This is a genomic window from Arthrobacter pascens (assembly GCF_017052465.1).
Taxonomy (GTDB): domain Bacteria; phylum Actinomycetota; class Actinomycetes; order Actinomycetales; family Micrococcaceae; genus Arthrobacter; species Arthrobacter pascens.
In genome coordinates this window covers 38,698-55,699 of the sequence record NZ_JAFHKT010000115.1, presented here as the reverse complement: position 1 = coordinate 55,699, position 17,002 = coordinate 38,698, and the positions used below count along the sequence as shown (strand labels likewise).

Annotated in this window: 17 protein-coding genes; 13 read left to right on the top strand and 4 right to left on the bottom strand. The window is 67.1% G+C overall.

Going from position 1 to position 17,002, the window contains the following annotated elements; translation table 11 throughout:
- The first annotated feature begins 33 nt into the window (after nt 1-33).
- The 3 genes from miaB (at nt 34) to dapF (ending at nt 3,495) form a co-directional block, all read left to right on the top strand.
- Nucleotides 34-1,578: a tRNA (N6-isopentenyl adenosine(37)-C2)-methylthiotransferase MiaB gene (gene miaB / locus JYA52_RS05605; protein WP_205652214.1), complete on the top strand. Its 1,545-nt coding sequence runs from the start codon at nt 34-36 to the stop codon at nt 1,576-1,578.
- A gap of 3 nt (nt 1,579-1,581) precedes the next feature.
- Nucleotides 1,582-2,484: a tRNA (adenosine(37)-N6)-dimethylallyltransferase MiaA gene (gene miaA / locus JYA52_RS05600; RefSeq protein WP_205652213.1), complete on the top strand. Its 903-nt coding sequence runs from the start codon at nt 1,582-1,584 to the stop codon at nt 2,482-2,484.
- A gap of 66 nt (nt 2,485-2,550) precedes the next feature.
- On the top strand, nt 2,551-3,495 hold the full coding sequence (gene dapF / locus JYA52_RS05595; protein ID WP_205652212.1) for a diaminopimelate epimerase: 945 nt from the start codon (nt 2,551-2,553) through the stop codon (nt 3,493-3,495).
- Here the strand turns inward: dapF and JYA52_RS05590 are convergent.
- The gene (locus tag JYA52_RS05590) at nt 3,476-4,090 is read right to left on the bottom strand and encodes a class I SAM-dependent methyltransferase (RefSeq protein WP_205652211.1); all 615 of its coding nucleotides are present in this window, start codon (nt 4,088-4,090) and stop codon (nt 3,476-3,478) included. The genes dapF and JYA52_RS05590 overlap by 20 nt on opposite strands.
- A 380-nt stretch (nt 4,091-4,470) precedes the next feature.
- Between JYA52_RS05590 and hflX the strand changes: the two genes are divergently transcribed.
- Together hflX and JYA52_RS05580 are read left to right on the top strand one after the other, a co-directional pair.
- Nucleotides 4,471-6,048, top strand: a complete 1,578-nt coding sequence (hflX, locus tag JYA52_RS05585) for a GTPase HflX (protein WP_205652210.1) — start codon at nt 4,471-4,473, stop codon at nt 6,046-6,048.
- Complete coding sequence (locus tag JYA52_RS05580) at nt 6,041-8,098, top strand: ATP-dependent DNA helicase (protein WP_205652209.1); 2,058 nt, start codon at nt 6,041-6,043, stop codon at nt 8,096-8,098. The genes hflX and JYA52_RS05580 overlap by 8 nt, the downstream gene beginning before the upstream one ends.
- A 61-nt stretch (nt 8,099-8,159) precedes the next feature.
- Here JYA52_RS05580 and lexA read toward each other — a convergent pair whose 3' ends face one another.
- Nucleotides 8,160-8,909 carry a transcriptional repressor LexA gene (gene lexA / locus JYA52_RS05575; RefSeq protein ID WP_205652208.1) on the bottom strand — a complete coding sequence of 250 codons (750 nt, stop codon included), beginning with the start codon at nt 8,907-8,909 and terminating at the stop codon, nt 8,160-8,162.
- A gap of 323 nt (nt 8,910-9,232) precedes the next feature.
- Between lexA and JYA52_RS05570 the strand changes: the two genes are divergently transcribed.
- The 8 genes from JYA52_RS05570 to JYA52_RS05535 all read left to right on the top strand — a co-directional run bounded on the left by JYA52_RS05570 (nt 9,233) and on the right by JYA52_RS05535 (nt 15,560).
- A complete protein-coding gene (locus tag JYA52_RS05570) occupies nt 9,233-9,646 on the top strand; it encodes a LysM peptidoglycan-binding domain-containing protein (RefSeq protein WP_205652207.1) in 414 nt (137 codons plus the stop codon).
- A 77-nt stretch (nt 9,647-9,723) separates the two neighbouring features.
- Complete coding sequence (locus JYA52_RS05565) at nt 9,724-10,842, top strand: histidinol-phosphate transaminase (RefSeq protein WP_205652206.1); 1,119 nt, start codon at nt 9,724-9,726, stop codon at nt 10,840-10,842.
- Between the two features lie 59 nt (nt 10,843-10,901).
- Nucleotides 10,902-11,528 carry an imidazoleglycerol-phosphate dehydratase HisB gene (hisB, locus tag JYA52_RS05560; protein WP_205652205.1) on the top strand — a complete coding sequence of 209 codons (627 nt, stop codon included), beginning with the start codon at nt 10,902-10,904 and terminating at the stop codon, nt 11,526-11,528.
- Entirely contained in the window at nt 11,525-12,253 is a 729-nt protein-coding gene (hisH, locus tag JYA52_RS05555) for an imidazole glycerol phosphate synthase subunit HisH (RefSeq protein WP_205652204.1), read from the top strand. The genes hisB and hisH overlap by 4 nt, the downstream gene beginning before the upstream one ends.
- Nucleotides 12,254-12,412, top strand: a complete 159-nt coding sequence (locus tag JYA52_RS05550) for a CG2302 family histidine operon protein (protein WP_205652203.1) — start codon at nt 12,254-12,256, stop codon at nt 12,410-12,412. It begins immediately after the preceding gene.
- 85 nt (nt 12,413-12,497) lie between these two features.
- The gene (gene priA / locus JYA52_RS05545) at nt 12,498-13,244 is read left to right on the top strand and encodes a bifunctional 1-(5-phosphoribosyl)-5-((5-phosphoribosylamino)methylideneamino)imidazole-4-carboxamide isomerase/phosphoribosylanthranilate isomerase PriA (protein ID WP_205652202.1); all 747 of its coding nucleotides are present in this window, start codon (nt 12,498-12,500) and stop codon (nt 13,242-13,244) included.
- Between the two features lie 9 nt (nt 13,245-13,253).
- Complete coding sequence (locus JYA52_RS05540) at nt 13,254-14,162, top strand: SseB family protein (RefSeq protein WP_205652201.1); 909 nt, start codon at nt 13,254-13,256, stop codon at nt 14,160-14,162.
- Between the two features lie 60 nt (nt 14,163-14,222).
- Entirely contained in the window at nt 14,223-15,560 is a 1,338-nt protein-coding gene (locus JYA52_RS05535; RefSeq protein WP_205652200.1) for an MFS transporter, read from the top strand.
- A gap of 45 nt (nt 15,561-15,605) precedes the next feature.
- Here JYA52_RS05535 and JYA52_RS05530 read toward each other — a convergent pair whose 3' ends face one another.
- Together JYA52_RS05530 and JYA52_RS05525 are read right to left on the bottom strand one after the other, a co-directional pair.
- Nucleotides 15,606-16,064 (bottom strand): hypothetical protein, encoded by a 459-nt coding sequence (locus tag JYA52_RS05530; protein ID WP_205652199.1) that lies wholly within the window; start codon nt 16,062-16,064, stop codon nt 15,606-15,608.
- A 298-nt stretch (nt 16,065-16,362) separates the two neighbouring features.
- Entirely contained in the window at nt 16,363-16,749 is a 387-nt protein-coding gene (locus tag JYA52_RS05525; protein WP_205652198.1) for a DUF1844 domain-containing protein, read from the bottom strand.
- Nucleotides 16,750-17,002 lie beyond the last annotated feature (253 nt).

Sequence of the window (17,002 nt, the reverse complement as noted above, 5' to 3'; positions counted from 1 at the left end):
CCTCCAGTTGGCCACAGCCGGTACGCTTAACGGGTGAGTCTGACCTACCCTTCCCCCGCATCCGGCGCCGTCCCTGCAGCAGCCGACGCCGCCGGCGCACCCCGCACCTACCAGGTGCGTACCTTCGGCTGCCAGATGAACGTCCACGATTCCGAACGGATGGCCGGGATGCTCGAGGCGGCGGGCTACGTTCCCGCGGAGGGCGCCCAGGCCGACGTCGTCGTCTTCAACACGTGTGCCGTCAGGGAGAACGCGGACAACAAGCTCTACGGCAACCTCGGCATGCTGGCGCCGGTCAAGGAAGCCAACCCGGGAATGCAGATCGCCGTCGGCGGGTGCCTGGCGCAGAAAGACCGCGAAACCATCCTGAAGAAGGCGCCGTGGGTGGACGCGGTCTTCGGCACGCACAACGTGGGCGCCCTTCCGGCACTCCTGGACCGGGCCCGCCACAACAGCGAAGCCCAACTCGAGATCCTTGAATCCCTCGACGTTTTCCCCTCCACGCTGCCCACCAAGCGGGACTCCGTGTATTCAGGCTGGGTGTCCATCTCCGTGGGTTGCAACAACACGTGCACGTTCTGCATCGTGCCCGCACTCCGCGGCAAGGAGAAGGACCGCAGGCCGGGGGACATCCTGGCGGAAGTTCAGGCGCTCGTGGATGACGGCGCCATCGAAGTGACCCTCCTGGGCCAGAACGTGAACTCCTACGGAGTGGAGTTCGGTGACCGCCAGGCATTCTCCAAGCTGCTCCGCGCCTGCGGTGAAATTCCCGGCCTCGAACGCGTCCGCTTCACCAGCCCCCACCCGGCCGCGTTTACGGATGACGTCATTGACGCCATGGCCGAAACGCCCAACGTCATGCCCCAGCTGCACATGCCTCTCCAGTCAGGCTCGGACAAGGTCCTCAGGGAGATGAAGCGCTCCTACCGCTCCGCCAAGTTCCTCGGCATCCTGGACAAGGTCCGTGACAAGATCCCGCACGCCGCGATCTCAACGGACATCATCGTCGGCTTCCCGGGGGAGACCGAGGAGGATTTCCAGGCAACGCTGGACGTTGTCGAAAAGTCCCGCTTCGCCACAGCCTTCACGTTCCAGTACTCCAAACGCCCCGGCACACCTGCAGCGGAGCTTCCCGGCCAGCTCCCCAAAGCCGTCGTCCAGGAACGCTTTGAACGGCTCACCGCCCTGCAGGACCGCATCGCCGCAGAAGAGAACGCAAAACAGATGGGACGCCGCGTCGAGGTCATGGTGACTGCGCAGTCAGGACGCAAGGCAGGGGAGACCCACCGCTTGTCCGGCCGGTCCCAGGACCAGCGGCTCGTGCACTTCTCCGTCCCGGACGGCGCCCCGGCACCCCGGCCTGGCGACCTCGTCACCGTTACCATCACCGAGGCCGCGGCCTTCCATCTGGTCGCCGACCCCGCAACGGCCGCTGACTACTCTCTGCGGCGTTCACGTGCCGGTGATGCGTGGGACAGGTCGCAGGCAGACTCGTGCGGGGCTCCCGCACCGGCGGCCGCGGGCGGCAAAGCCGGCGTTTCGCTCGGCATGCCGTCACTTCCCGTGCGCAGCCGCTAGCCCGTGGCCGCCAGGCAGCCGCCCGTCATCGCGGTGGTCGGGCCAACGGGTTCCGGAAAATCCGACCTTGCCGTCGAGCTGGCGCTGAAGCTCGACGGTGAAGTGATCAACGCCGACGCCATGCAGTTCTACCGCGGCATGGACATCGGAACGGCCAAGATCACCGAACCCGAGCGCAGGGGAATACCTCACCACCTGCTGGACATCCTTGACGTGACCGAGGAGGCATCGGTGTCCGAGTTCCAGCAGCAGGCAAGAGCGGCCGTCACGGACATCCACCGCCGGGGCAAGCGGGCGATCCTCGCGGGCGGGTCCGGGCTGTATGTGCGCGCAGCCCTCGACGTCCTGGAATTTCCGGGCACCGACCCCGGCATCCGCGCCCGCCTCGAGCAGGAACAGGCCGAGGCCGGAACGGCGCCGCTGCTGCAACGCCTCCGGGAGGCTGACCCCGTCTCAGCAGGCCGGCTCGGAGATGCCCGCCGGATCATCCGCGCGCTGGAGGTCTACGAACTCACAGGACGCCCGTTCAGCTCCTTCATGCCCAGCCGGGAGTACTTCCAGCCCGCCGTGCAGGTCGGCCTGGCCGTGGACCGGGACGAGCTGCGCGAGCGCCTGGCGGCGCGGGTCCACCGCATGGTGGACCGCGGGCTGCTGGCCGAGGTCGAGCGCCTGGACGCGGCAGGACTCCGCCGCGGCCGGACGGCGCCCCGGGCCCTGGGGTACGCCCAGTTCCTCAAAGTGCTCGACGGCGAAGCCGACGTTACGCAGGCGGCAGAGGAAACCATCGTGGCCACCCGCCAGTTCGCCCGCCGCCAGCTCACCTGGTTCCGGGCCGACCCGCGCATTGCCTGGCTGGACTGGCAGGATCCCGCCCTGGCGGCCAAGGCCGCCGCCCTCTGCGCCTGATGTCCGGCCGAACACAGCAGGGCGGCTGTTTTCCGGGACCCCGCGGCGTGCGGGTAACCTTGAAGCATGAATGAAGCCCTTGCAGAAACCGCTGAGCGCGCCATCTCACAACTGAGCGGGCTCCGCTTCTCCAAGGGCCACGGAACCGGCAATGATTTCGTCCTGATCGCCGACCCAGAGGGCATGCACGTCATTTCCCCGGAACAGGTCGCGGAGCTGTGTGACCGCCACCGCGGCATCGGCGGGGACGGGCTCATCCGGGCCGTCCCCTCGCGGCTCATCGACGAGGGCCGCCGGCTCCTGACCGAGCACCCCGATGCAGAGTGGTTCATGGACTACCGCAATGGTGACGGCTCCCTGTCCGAGATGTGCGGCAACGGCGTCCGGGTGTTCGTCCACTTCCTCCTCGCCGAGGGGCTCGCCGAACTCCCGACGGGGGGCTCGCTGACCATCGGCACGCGCGCCGGCGTGAAGACCATCGTCCGCACGGCGGACGGCTACGCCGTGGACATGGGGCCGTGGGAGTTCATCTTCCCGGCCGAGGCCGCGGCCCGCGCCATGGACTCCCTGGTCAGTGCCGACGGCCTGGAAGTGCCGCGGCCGGCGCTGTCAGTCAGCATGGGCAACCCGCACACCGTCGTCGCGCTGGCTGAGCTGTCCGAGCTGGAAGCCACCAGGCTCTTTACAGCCCCGCATGTTGACCCCAAGCCGGCACACGGCACCAACGTCGAGTTTGTCGTGCCGTCCGAGCCGCTGGTCCACGAGGGCGTCGGCACCGTGACTATGCGCGTCCACGAGCGCGGCGTCGGTGAGACGCAGTCCTGCGGCACCGGAGCGTGTGCTGCCGCGGTCGCAACCCGCCACTGGGCCGGCCAAGGGGCACCGGACGCCTGGCACGTGAAGGTGCCGGGAGGCGTCGTCGGCGTTAAATTCTTCACCGTGGCAGACGGCCACGAGCACGTGGAACTGAGCGGTCCGGCAACGATCGTTGCTAGTGGGACGCTTTCCTGACCCGCAGGATGCGGAACGACTTGGACGTGCTCTCGCGGGTCACCGCGAACGAATCGTCAAGCTCCTCCGCGAGCCAGCGCTGAAGCGAATCGGACCCCAGGTTCTTCTGCACCACCAGCCAAGCCGAGCCTCCCGGCGCCAGGCGGGGCAACCACAGCATGAGCAGCGAATGCAGCTCATCCTTGCCAATCCGGATCGGCGGATTGGACCAGATGGTGTCGAAGCGCAGTTGCGGATCCACGGCCTCCGGCGTGCTGGCCGTGACATTGCCAAGGCCCAGCAGGGACGCGTTCTCGTTGGTGAGCGTGATGCAGCGTTCGTTGACGTCCACCGCATACACCTGGGCGTGCGGCGCCCGCAGCGCCATGGTCAGGGCGATGGGACCCCAGCCGCAGCCGATGTCCAGCAGGTTTCCCTGCGGAGCCGGTGCGGGGACCTCCGCGAGCAGGACAGCTGTGCCCTTGTCGATGCCGTCCGGGCTGAAGATGCCGGAGGAGGTCTGCAGTCTGCGCGTTTCGCCGGCCAGTTCCACGGTGAGCGGCTTGCGGGTGAACGGCCCGGCGGGCGAGGCGCTGAAATAGTGGGCAGACTCCATAACTGGCCAGATTAGTGGGCTTTCTACCGGGATGGGAAACCGGGATGGGAAACCGGGATGGGAAACCGATGGGAAACCGGGTGGTCCGCATCTGCTACTCTGGAAGGCATGTTCCTGATCTTTGAGTAGCCGGTATTTTCCGCCGCAGGCTTCCAGCCGCGGCGCCGGCCCCGTGCCTCCCGTTGCGATGCAGGTCTACCACCTTCCGCCCGGAGCGCGCCGAACCACACTCAATCAGTCCATTCTTCTGCCGCTCAGGCCTGTGCGCCGACGGCATCCCAGGAGCCCTTATGCCCTCCAGTCGTCAGCCCAGCGCGAATTCTGCGCCCAAGGCAGCCAATCAGCACTATTCTGAAGATGCAGAACCCTTTAAGGAGACCATGACCAGTCAGCACAATTCCGGATCCGAGCCAGCAGCCCAGGACATGAGTCCCGAGGAAATCCAAGCTGTCATCGACCGGATTCTCTCCAAGGACGTCCCGGCAAAGAATGCCGCGGCTGCCAACGGCGCAGGTGCCGGCAGCAAGGCCGTCTTTGGCCAGGCGCAGGCCATCTCTCGGCTTGACGAGGAACACAGCACGTTCGACGGCGACCAGCAGGATCTCGAGGAACGCCGGGCCCTGCGCCGCACCGCCGGACTGTCCACCGAACTCGAAGACGTCACCGAAGTTGAGTACCGGCAGCTGCGCCTGGAGCGCGTGGTCCTGGCCGGGCTGTGGACCGAGGGCACCCTCGCCGATGCCGAGAACTCCCTGCGTGAACTCGCTGCCCTGGCGGAAACCGCGGGCTCGGAAGTTCTCGACGGGCTGGTCCAGCGCCGGGCGAAGCCGGATCCCGGAACGTTCCTCGGCTCAGGTAAAGCCCTGGAGCTCAAGGATGTGGTGATGTCCACCGGCGCGGACACCGTGGTGGTGGATGCCGAACTGGCACCGTCGCAGCGGCGCGGACTGGAAGACATCGTCAAGGTCAAGGTCATCGACCGCACGGCGCTCATTCTGGACATCTTCGCGCAGCACGCCAAGAGCCGTGAGGGCAAGGCACAGGTGGAGCTGGCACAGCTCGAATACCTGCTCCCGCGCCTCCGCGGCTGGGGCGAGTCGATGTCCCGCCAGGCCGGCGGCCAGGTGGGCGGCGCAGGTGCCGGCATGGGTTCACGCGGTCCCGGTGAAACGAAGATCGAACTGGACCGGCGCCGGATCCGCACGCGGATGGCGAAGCTGCGCCGCGAGATCGCCGCGATGAAGCCGGCGCGCGAGACCAAGCGGGCCAACCGCCGTCGTAATGCAGTTCCCTCCGTGGCCATCGCTGGCTACACCAATGCGGGCAAATCCTCCCTGCTGAACCGGCTCACAGACGCCGGAGTCCTCGTGGAGAACGCCCTGTTCGCCACGCTGGACCCTACCGTCCGCAAGGCTGAGACGGCGGACGGCCTGGGGTACACTTTGGCTGACACTGTCGGCTTCGTCCGTTCCCTTCCCACGCAGCTCGTGGAGGCGTTCCGGTCCACGCTCGAGGAAGTGGCGGACGCGGACCTCATCCTGCACGTGGTGGACGTCTCGCACCCTGATCCGGAGGGCCAGATCGCCGCGGTGCGCTCGGTGTTCTCCGAAGTGGACGCCCGCAAGGTGCCCGAGATCATCGTGCTGAACAAGGCCGACGCCGCCGATCCGTTCGTAGTGGAGCGGCTGAAGCAGCGCGAACCGCGCCACGTGGTGGTGTCCGCCCGTACCGGCCAGGGGATCCCTGAGCTGCTGAAGGCGATCAGTGAAGGCATCCCGCGGCCGAGCGTCAAGTTGGAACTGCTGGTGCCGTATCACCGCGGTGACCTGATCAGCAAACTCCACGACTCCGATGCGGAGATCCTGAGCATGGATCACGAAGAGGGCGGCACCCGCGCCGTGGTCATGGTCCGGGAAGGCCTCGCGGCTGAACTGGAATCCTTCATCGCCAATGACTGAGCAGGCGGCGGAGCCCGCCGATGCCGCGGCCGGCGAGGAGTTTGTCATCGAACTCCTCGACCGGGCTGTGGCCGGCATGGGCGGACAAAGCCGCAGCGGCCAGCATGAGATGGCGCGGCAGGTGGCGCGGGCGATCGACACCGGCGACCACCTGCTCGTCCAGGCGGGCACGGGCACCGGCAAGTCCCTGGCCTACCTCATCCCGCTGATCGCCCATTCGCTGGAAAGCGACAAGCCCACGCTCGTCTCCACCGCCACCTTGGCGCTGCAGACACAGATTGTGGGCCGGGATCTCCCGCGGCTGCTGAAGAACATCACGCCGGCGCTGGACCGGTCGGTCAAGGTGGCCCTCGTCAAGGGGCGGTCCAACTACGTCTGCCGGCACAAGCTCGAAGGCGGATTTCCCTCCGAGGAGCCCTCGGAGGGACAGCTCTTTTCGCTCGGCGAGGACACCAGCGTCCCGCACTTCGCCGCCGCCATGGGAGGACCTTCCTCGCAGCTCGGCAAGGAGGTGGTCCGGCTCCGCGAGTGGGCAGAAAAGACAGCCACGGGGGACCGCGACGAACTTCTCCCGGGGGTAACGGACCGGGCCTGGCGCCAGGTGTCGGTCACGTCCATGGAATGCCTCGGTGCGCAGAAGTGCCCCCTCGCGGCCGAGTGCTTCAGCGAACTGGCCCGGCACGACGCCGCCGATGCCGATGTCGTGGTGACCAACCATGCCATGCTCGCTGTCAGCGCCTTTGAGGGCCTGGCCGTGCTGCCCGAGTACGACGTCGTGGTTGTGGACGAGGCCCACGAGCTCCAGGACCGTGTCACCGGGGCGGTGTCCGGGCAGCTGTCCGTCGCGATGGTGCATGTGGCAGCGTCCGGCGCCCGGAAGCACACCGGGATCACCGTGGATGCGCTGAACAACGCCGCCGCCAACCTTGAACTTGCCCTCGTCGGCGTTCCCAGCGGGCTGCTCCCAAACGGACTCAACGCGGAGCAGCTCGACTGCGTGGACCAGCTGCGTGAGGCCTGCCGGGCGGCGCTCTCCGATTCCAAGGGGGACAGCAACAACGCGGCCGACGGCGGGCGGCAGCTTGCGCGGTCCCGCCTCCTCGTCATCCTGGAGCTGTGCGAGCGGCTGCTCGCCGCTCGGGAAAACCGCGAGGTGGTGTGGTTTTCACGGAACAGCACCTTTGACCCCCAGCAGGGGTATTCGGCACCCGATGACACGCAGCCCGCGCTGATCAACATCGCTCCCCTGAGTGTTGCCGGGCGACTTCGGGAGGGCCTGTTCGAAGGCCACACCGTGGTCCTGACCTCGGCAACGCTGGCCATCGGCTCGGCCTTCGAACCCGCCGCCGGCGGACTCGGTCTCCTGGGCGAAGGCGCCCCCAGCTGGACGGGCGTGGACGTCGGGTCCCCGTTCGACTACCCGAAGCAGGGCATCCTGTACGTGGCCGGCCACCTTCCGAAGCCGGGCAGGGGGATGTCGCCGGAAGCGCTCGACGAACTGGAAACCCTGATCCGTGCCTCGGGCGGGGGAGCGCTGTGCCTCTTCTCGTCCCGGCGGGCCGCGGAGGACGCGGCGGAGGCGCTGCGCCCCCGGCTGGACGTCAGCGTCCTCTGCCAGGGCGACTCAACCATGACCGCATTGGTGAAGCAGTTCGCCGACGAGCCGGACACCTGCCTGTTCGGCACCATGTCCCTGTGGCAGGGCGTAGATGTTCCCGGCGGTTCGTGCCGGCTCGTGGTGATCGACAGGATTCCGTTCCCGCGGCCGGACGACCCGCTGATGACGGCACGCTCCCGGGCCGTAGCCCAGGCCGGCGGCAACGGTTTCATGTCCGTGTCAGCCACCCATGCCGCGATCCGCCTGGCCCAGGGCGCGGGGCGCCTCATCCGGTCCACGGACGACAAAGGTGTGGTGGCGGTCCTGGATTCGCGGCTCTCGACGGAGCGCTACGGCGGGTTTCTCCGCGCCGCGCTCCCGCCGTTCTGGCCCACGACGGACAGAAAGATCGCCGTGGCGGCGCTGGAAAGGCTCGCCGGGGCGCAGTCCTAGGGAGCGTCCCTCGGCGCGCCCGATTTAGCACACCCTTGGCGCACCTCGAGCGAGCCGGGACCTAAAGCGACCGCAGTACGGACACGACCTTGCCCATGACCACGGCGTGGTCGCCCAGGATGGGCTCGTACTGGGTGTTCTGAGGAAGCAGCCAGGTGTGGCCGTCCCGCTGCCGGAAGGTCTTGACGGTTGCTTCGTCATCCAGCAGCGCCGCTACGATGTCGCCGTTGACGGCGTCGCTCTGGCGGCGCACCACTACCCAGTCGCCGTCGCAGATCGCGGCGTCCACCATGGAATCACCGGCGACCCTCAGCATGAACAGCTCCCCGTGGCCGACGAGCTGGCGCGGCAGGGGCATGAGGTCCTCCACCATCTGGTCGGCGAGGATGGGGCCGCCGGCGGCAATGCGCCCCACCAGCGGAACCAGCGCCGTGTCCGTGGCGCTGGGCAACTCTGAAACGGACCCACGGCCCGCGCTGTGCTGCGGCGTCCCCTTGTCCCCGCCCGCGGACTTGGAGACCCCGGCATCCAGCGTCAGGGGCATGAGGACTTCCATTGCCCGGGGTCGCTTGGGATCGCGACGGAGGTATCCGAGCTTTTCAAGCTGCGAGAGCTGGTGGGTGACGCTGGACAGGCTGGCCAGGCCAACGGTGTCGCCTATCTCCCGCATGGAGGGAGGGTACCCGTTCTCGTTGACCGAGCGCTGGATGGTTTCCAGGATCTTTTTCTGCCGGACGGTGAGTCCCTTGGGTGCTGTCCGGGACCGCTGGCTGCGCTGGGTAGCTTTGCCGTCGGAGGCTTGTGCTGCCATGTTCGCCAACGCCTTTCGTTCCTCCCGGCTTGCTTGGCTGCAGTTGCCGGGAACTTCCGGCCTGAAATGTCAGACCCTGCTGATCAACTGCAGAAGTGGTTGTTCTTTGATTTCAAACGTAGGCCAGCCACAAGGCTTTTTCAAACATTTGTTCTAGCGAGTCTCGACTTTATTCGTCGATAAGTGCTAAAAATGGAGAAGCAAAGTTCGAACATGTGTTCTAGTACAGCTGCGGAGCGGCCCGGTCATTCGAAAATGTCGGCGGATCCCCGGCGGACCGGGACACACCGGGCAGCACAGAGTGGTCCAGGAGGGCTCAGTTCATGTCAGCTTCAACAGCAGTTCACCATTCACGTCCCCAGAATCGCGTGGGCGCCCAGGGCCTGCAGGCGGGCGGGCAGCCTGGCGGGCCGGCGGCGCGGCCGCCGCGCCTGCGGCTCACCCGCCGCGGGCGGATCGTCCTGATCGGACTGCCGCTGGTACTACTGGCTGCGCTTCTCCTGTCTCTCACCGGCTTGCTGAACTCACCGGCCAAGGCTGCCGACGCCGCCGGCGGGCTGTCAGTGACACAGACCGTTTCCGTGACGGTGCAGCCAGGGGAATCGCTGTGGGCCATTGCGGGGAGTGTTGATCCGGCCAGGGACCCGCGCGATGTCATCGCGGATATTGTCCAGCTGAACAACTTGGAGAACGGCAAGGTCATGCCGGGGCAGCAGCTGTTCGTCCCGTCCAAGTAGGCCTTGATCCCTGTGGCCGGCCCTCCCTGACCTGTCACAGTTTCCCGCTCGCCGTCCGGGGCACTTAAACTGTCCAAGTGACTGACCAGCTTGAGCGACTGAACCGACTGCCCCTTCGGACCAACCTGCGGGGACTGACGCCTTACGGGGCGCCGCAGTTGGAGGTGCCGATCCTGCTCAACGTCAATGAGAACACCCATGGGGTGCCGGCTGATGTCAGGGCCGCCATTTCCGAGGCCGTGACTGAGGCAGCAGCGGGCCTCAACCGCTATCCCGACCGGGAATTCACCGAGCTCCGCGAGGCCCTGGCGGAATACCTGGGCCACGGGCTCGCTGCCGAAAACATCTGGGCCGCCAACGGCTCCAACGAAGTCCTCCAGCAGATACTGCAGGCGTTCGGCGGACCCGGCCGAAAGGCGCTGGGCTTTCCGCCCACATACTCCATGTACCCGCTGCTGGCCAGCGGAACGGACACCGAATATATCGTGGGGCAGCGCGCGGAGGACTATGGCCTGAGCGCTGAGTCCGCAGCCCGCCAGGTCAGGGAGCTGCAGCCGAATGTTGTGTTCCTCTGCTCTCCCAACAATCCCACCGGCACCGGCCTGGGGCTGGACGTGGTGGAAGCCGTCTACGACGCCGGCGAGTCCAGCAGGACCATCGTCATCGTCGATGAGGCGTACCACGAATTCGCCCATGACGGCACCCCCAGCGCGCTCACCCTATTGCCGGGCCGTGAGCGGCTCATTGTCTCCCGGACCATGAGCAAGGCCTTTGCACTGGCGGGCGCCCGTCTCGGATATATGGCCGCGGCCCCCGAGGTGGCCGACGCGCTGCGCCTTGTCCGCCTCCCGTACCACCTGTCCGCGATCACCCAGGCCACCGCCCTTGCGGCGCTCCGGCACCGCGAGGCGCTCATGGCCGACGTTGAGGACATCAAGCGGCAGCGCGACAGGATCGTCACCGAACTCACCAGAATGGGGCTTCGCCCCGCTGCGTCGGACTCAAACTACGTCTTCTTCGGCGGCCTCGAGAACCCGCATGAGGTCTGGCAGGCGCTGCTGGACACCGGAGTCCTGATCAGGGACGTCGGCATCCCGGGCCACCTGCGGGTGACGGCCGGCACTGAGACGGAAACCACAGCCTTCCTGGAGGCGCTGGAACGCATCCTGGCAGGGCAGGCTGCACTTCCCGCCTAAACTTGGGGGTAGACCCGCAACGTCTGCACCTTCCTTCGTCAAAAAGGACACCTATCACTATGAGCGACACCGGAATCAAGGCTGCCGAGTCCCGGACTGCACGCCTCGAGCGTGCCACCAGCGAATCTTCCGTTCTGGTGGAGATCAACCTCGACGGCACCGGCGTTTCAGACATCAGTACCTCGGTCCCGTTCTACGACCACATGCTGACCGCCCTGTGCAAGCACTCACTCATCGACATGACGGTCAAGGCAACCGGCGACATCCACATCGATGTACACCACACTGTCGAGGACGTGGCCATCACCTTCGGTGAGGTACTGCGGACCGCCCTCGGCAACAAGGCAGGCATCCGCCGCTTCGGCGAAGCCACCGTCCCGCTGGACGAGGCGCTGGCCCACGCCGTTGTCGATGTATCCGGCAGGCCCTACCTGGTGCACGGCGGGGAACCGGCAGGCCAGGAGTACCACCTCATTGGCGGCCACTTCACCGGTTCGCTCACGCGCCACGTCTTCGAAGCCATCACCCTGCACGCCGGAATCTGCCTGCACATGAACGTCATTGCCGGCCGCGACCCGCACCACATCGTCGAAGCCCAGTTCAAGGCCTTCGCCAGGGCGCTGCGTGCCGCTGTCGAGCCCGACCCCCGCGTTGAAGGCATCCCGTCCACCAAGGGCGCCCTGTGACCGGGAAGGTTCTGCGGGACGGCGCCATCATCGACCCCTCGGCCACGGTCAAGCCGGCCTCTCCAGAGGGGAAGCCCACCGTTACCGTCCTGGACTACGGCTCGGGCAACGTCCGGTCTGCTGTCCGCGCCCTCGAACGCGCCGGCGCCGAAGTGATCCTTAGCGCGAAGCCGGAGGACGTCCTCAACGCCGACGGCCTGGTGGTTCCCGGAGTCGGTGCCTTCGAGACCGTCATGCGCGAACTGAAAGCCGTCGACGCCATCCGGATGATCGGCCGCCGGGTTGCCGGCGGACGGCCCGTCCTCGGTATCTGCGTGGGCCTTCAGGTGCTGTTCGAAGCCGGCGTGGAACACGGGACCGAAGCCGAGGGCATGGGGGAGTGGCCCGGCAAGGTAGAGCTCCTCCCGGCGGACGTCGTTCCGCACATGGGATGGAATACCGTCAAGGTCCCCGAGGGTTCCAAGCTCTTCCAAGGCGTGGAAAACGATCGTTTCTATTTCGTGCACTCCTACGGTGTGCAGACCTGGGACTTCGATGTCGTGCAGCCGCGCATGGCGGCACCGCTCGTTACATGGTCCGAACACGGCGGTCCATTCATCGCCGCGGTGGAAAACGGGCCGCTCTGCGCTACGCAGTTCCACCCGGAAAAGTCCGGCGACGCCGGCGCCCGGCTCCTCCGGAACTGGGTCAACGGCCTCCGCCACCAGCATGGCCGGACCGCCTAGATGTGGTCCATTGTCCTGATGGGCCTTGCCGGCCTGCTGGCCGGCGGCGCCCTGTCCTTCAGGCAGCAGAAGAAGCCGCTCTGGACGCAGATCGCGTTCTGGGTCCTGGCCGGCATGTCGCTGCTGGCCGCCTACCTGCTAACCCTGCCTGCGGCCTGACCCGCTGACCGGCTAACTGCTTACGGCCACTCCTTGTCGGCCACCCGCCTCCTACTGAACGCCAACTGAGAACTGAGGACCCGAGATGATCAGCCAAACCGATCTGCCCGCACTGGAACTGCTCCCCGCAGTCGACGTCGTGAACGGCCAGGCGGTACGCCTGGTCCAGGGCGAGGCCGGCAGCGAGACGAGCTACGGCACACCGCTGGAGGCTGCCCTGAACTGGCAGCAGCAGGGCGCCGAATGGGTCCATCTCGTGGATTTGGACGCCGCGTTTGGCCGTGGCTCCAATGCCGAACTCCTCCGCGAAGTTGTGGGCCGGCTCGACATCAAGGTTGAGCTTTCCGGCGGTCTGCGCGACGACGAGTCTCTCGAAAACGCCCTTGACCTGGGCGTGGCCCGGGTCAACCTGGGGACCGCCGCCCTGGAGAATCCCGAGTGGACGGCGCGGGCCATCGACCGGTTCGGTGACCGGATCGCCGTTGGGCTGGATGTGCGGGGAACGACGCTCGCGGGCCGTGGCTGGACCAAGGAAGGCGGAGACCTCTGGGACGTGCTGGGCCGCCTCGAGGAAGCCGGCTGCGCCCGCTACGTCGTCACCGACGTGACCAAGGACGGCACCCTCCAGGGTCCCAACGTTGAACTGCTGCGGCAGATGGTGGAAAAAACCGGAAAGCCAGTGGTGGCCTCCGGCGGCATTTCGAGCCTGGATGACCTCAAGGTCCTGCGCTCCCTGGTGCCGCTTGGTGTCGAGGGCGCGATCGTCGGCAAGGCACTCTACGCGGGCGCGTTCACCCTGCCCGAGGCCCTCGACGTCGCCGGCCGCCGCTAGGCTCGCGCCATGGCAGGACAGGGGCTGACGCCCGGCGAAACGGACGGCGCAACGCACCAGCCGCCTGCCCGCAGGCTTCCCGGCCACATCGAGGCAGCCCTCGCGGGCGCCGGCGGCGCCACGGATTCCGCCGGCCAGCCCTGGGCCGGGCGGAGCCTTGCCGGCGATGACGGGAAAATCCACACTTTTGAGGACGACGACGGCACGGCGGACAGCGGATTTCTCGCCGCCGTTGACGCGCTTCTAAGCGGCGGTGGCGATGAAGCCGCCGTTGTTGCGGCGCTGGCGACGGCACGGGTTTTCGTTCCGGTCGTTGCACAGCTGGCGGAGGAAGCCGAAGGCGCCGGCGGGCTGCACGCCGACAAGCAGGCGGACATGGCGCTCGTGACCCTGAAAGCGCCGGACGGCAGGCTGGCCATGCCGGTCTTCAGCTCGTCCGCCGCTTTGACGGCCTGGCACCCCGAGGCCCGGCCCGTTGCCGTCTACGCAGCGAGGGCGGCACTTTCGGCTGTGGCAGAGGGAGCGGAATTGCTGGTGGTGGACCCCGGATCCGACGTGACGTTCGTCGTGAGAAGGCCGGCTGTCTGGTCGCTGGCCCAGCAGCAGCCATGGGTTCCCGCGTACCGCGACGCCGAACTGGCTGACATGCTCGGCGCGGCGGCAGCGGGTTCGTCCGCGGTGCGGCGCCTGGAAATCCTGCCGGGAGAAGGCGTCGCTGCCACCACCGGGTCCGGCCGCAGGATCTCGGGCGGAGGTCCCGGACCGGAGCTGCGCGTAGTGCTCTACCTGGAGGACGGGCTGGATGCCGCCGGCGTCCAGTCGCTGCTCGCCGGCCTGCAGAACAAGTGGAGCCGGAATGAATTGTTCGGTGAGCGCGTTGACTCGATCGAAATCAAACTAAGGCGCGCCGCGGAGTAACCGCCGGTCCATGGTCGGTCCGTCCTTATTCTGCCCGGCGGCAGACCGAAGGGCCTACCTGTGAATTTCAGCCTGTACCGGGAGCTGCTGGCCGTCGGGCCCATACGCCGGCTCCTGGCGGTCGGCATGATTGCCCGCATTCCCCATTCGGCCGCTGGAGTGCTGCTCACATTGCACATCGTGCTGAGCCTGGGGCAGGGGTATGCGGCTGCCGGAACGGCGGCCGCCGTCATGACCATCGGCATCGCCTTGGGCGCCCCATGGCGCGGCCGCCGTGTGGATACCGTCGGGCTGCGCAGGGCACTGATCCCGTCGGTCGTGTCCGAGACCGTCATCTGGTCCATCGTCCCCCACGTGTCCTACCAGTGGCTGCTGCCGCTCGTTTTCGTGGGCGGCCTGCTGACGCTTCCCATCTTCAGCGTCGTGCGGCAGTCGCTGGGCGTGCTCGCCGACGGCGACCAGCGGCGGACGGCCTTCGCCCTCGATGCCATCAGCACGGAGATGGTATTCATGATCGGGCCGGCGGCCGGCGCGGTGGTGGCCACCAGCGGCCACTCCGTCCTCGGCCTGACGGTCGTCGGCGCCGCCACCTCCCTGGCGGGGCTGTTCCTCATGTGGTTCAACCCGCCCACCCGCAGTGCTGCAGGTAGCGCCGCCCGCACCACCGCCCGAAATGAGGCCCGTGAAGCGGACCGGCGGGAGGAGGCCGGGGTGGCGGTAGTGGCTGCTGCACCTGTCCATGTCCAAGAGGCTGCCGCCGGCCCGCAACGGCCGTCGGCCGGCACGCGGCGCCCCAAGACGCGGAATCAAGGGCTGCAGGGCAAGGTCGCTTCCAGCTTCAGGTGGTTCACCCCCGCTGTGGCAGCTGTGTTCGCAGTCGCCTCCGGGGCAGGAATGGTGCTGAGTGGGACCGACGTCGGAATAGTGGCTGCCCTGGAAACAGGCGGTCACCAGGGGGAGATCGGGATGGTCTTCCTCTTCTGGTGCGCCGCTTCGGTTGTTGGCGGGCTCATTTACGGCGCCCTGCACCGCCCCCTGTCGCCGATCCTGCTCCTGATGGGCATGGCCGCCCTGACCATCCCGATGGGGTTCGCCACCGACACGATGACCCTGAGCCTGCTGTCGCTGCTCCCGGGCCTGTTGTGCGCGCCGGTCCTTTCGTCCGCGTCCGAGAAGGTGGCCGACCTCGTGGATGAGGCGCGGCGTGGTGAAGCGATGGGCTGGTACGGATCGGCGCTGACCGCCGGTGTGGCGCTCGGCGCGCCGCTCGCGGGCCTGTTTATCGACGGCGTCGGACCGTGGGGCGGTTTCGTGTCGGTTGGCGCGGGCGGCGTCCTGCTCTGCGCAGTCGGCATAGCCCTGCAGCAGCGCAGGCGCCGGCGGACCGCCGGCCCTTAGGGCACGTGCCGGGGGCCTGCCGTCGGGATCGTGCTTCGGAACCGCTTATTCGGGGGGAAGGACGGGAGGAGTCTGGGCTGGCTTTGTGAGCTGTATGACCTCGCTGGCGGTCACGGCGGCGCACTGGAATTCTGCACTGCAGGTCTGCAGGACTACGAATACGACCGCAGCTCCGGGGTCGAACGCGATCACGCGGGGAATGACCCGGATGGTGACGGTTTGGTTTTGCCGGGTGCAACTCAGTTGTGCGTTCCCGAAGCCGTTGGCAATCCGGCCCTCGGTGACTCTCTGGTTTACTTCCACTACGGGCACGGCGATGATGCGGGTCGGGTCGCTGTCACACACAAACGTTACCGGGACGTCCACCGCGGCGCCGTCGGCGACGAGTGTTCCCGGCCCTACACTTACGAGCGTTGCGGGGGCGGCGTAAGCCGGCGCTGCGATTCCCGTCAGTCCGAGGCTGGCGGCTAAGACGGCGGCGAAACGGGTTTTGGTGCCTAACATGGGGTTCTGCCTTTTTGGAAGGGCGGCAACTTATGGCCGACCAGGCGGTGACGGTGTGCAAGCCGGATGCCTGGGTATACGGGGCGTGCCCCTGACGGCAGCGCTGCTCAGGACGCAGCCAGATTCAAACCGGAAAGCCGGCTGGCCGCCGAGCTTACTCACTCTGCCGTGCGGTGACAATACCCAATTGGTGAGGTGCTTCCGCTGCCGCCGCCCAGGGCAGCTCCGCTTAAACAGAAGCGACGGCCGGCCGTCCCCTCAAGGGCAGCCAGCCGTCGTCGTAGGTTGTTTTCCGGCGTCAGTTCACCGCGCCGGTGTATTTTTCGCCGGGACCCTTGCCCGGGGCATCCGGAATGATCGACTCTTCCCGGAAGGCAAGCTGCAGGGAGCGCAGTCCGTCGCGCAACGGCCCGGCGTGCTGGGAACCGATCTCCGGAGCGGCTGCTGTCACGAGTCCCGCGAGGGCGGTGATGAGCTTGCGGGCCTCGTCCAGGTCCTTAAGCTCCTCGGCGTTCTCTTCGGCGGCCAGGCCGAGCTTAACGGCGGCGGCGCTCATGAGGTGAACAGCGGCTGTGGTGATGACCTCGATCGCGGGAACTTCGGAGATGTCCCGGACCTGCTGTGAGACGTCAGCCTGCTCGCCGGGGGCCTGGTAAACGTGTGAATTACTGTCTGAAGTGCTCATACTGGTAAGCTTGACACAGACCGACTGAATGTCGTTATTTCGCCGTGTAAGAGACCCATCGCCGCAATGTGCGGGGATTGGGTATCTTTCTGTAGAATCTATTTCAGTTTGCAAGCGGAGTTCTCTCCCACCCGCGCCAGCCGTTTTTCCTCGCAGTTCCAGAGGGAAGCAAGGTTGCCGGGTAAAGGTCGGGCGTTTCCGGCAGGCACAGTCCTGCGGTAGCGCGTGCAGCCCTAACGGGTATGCACGTCCG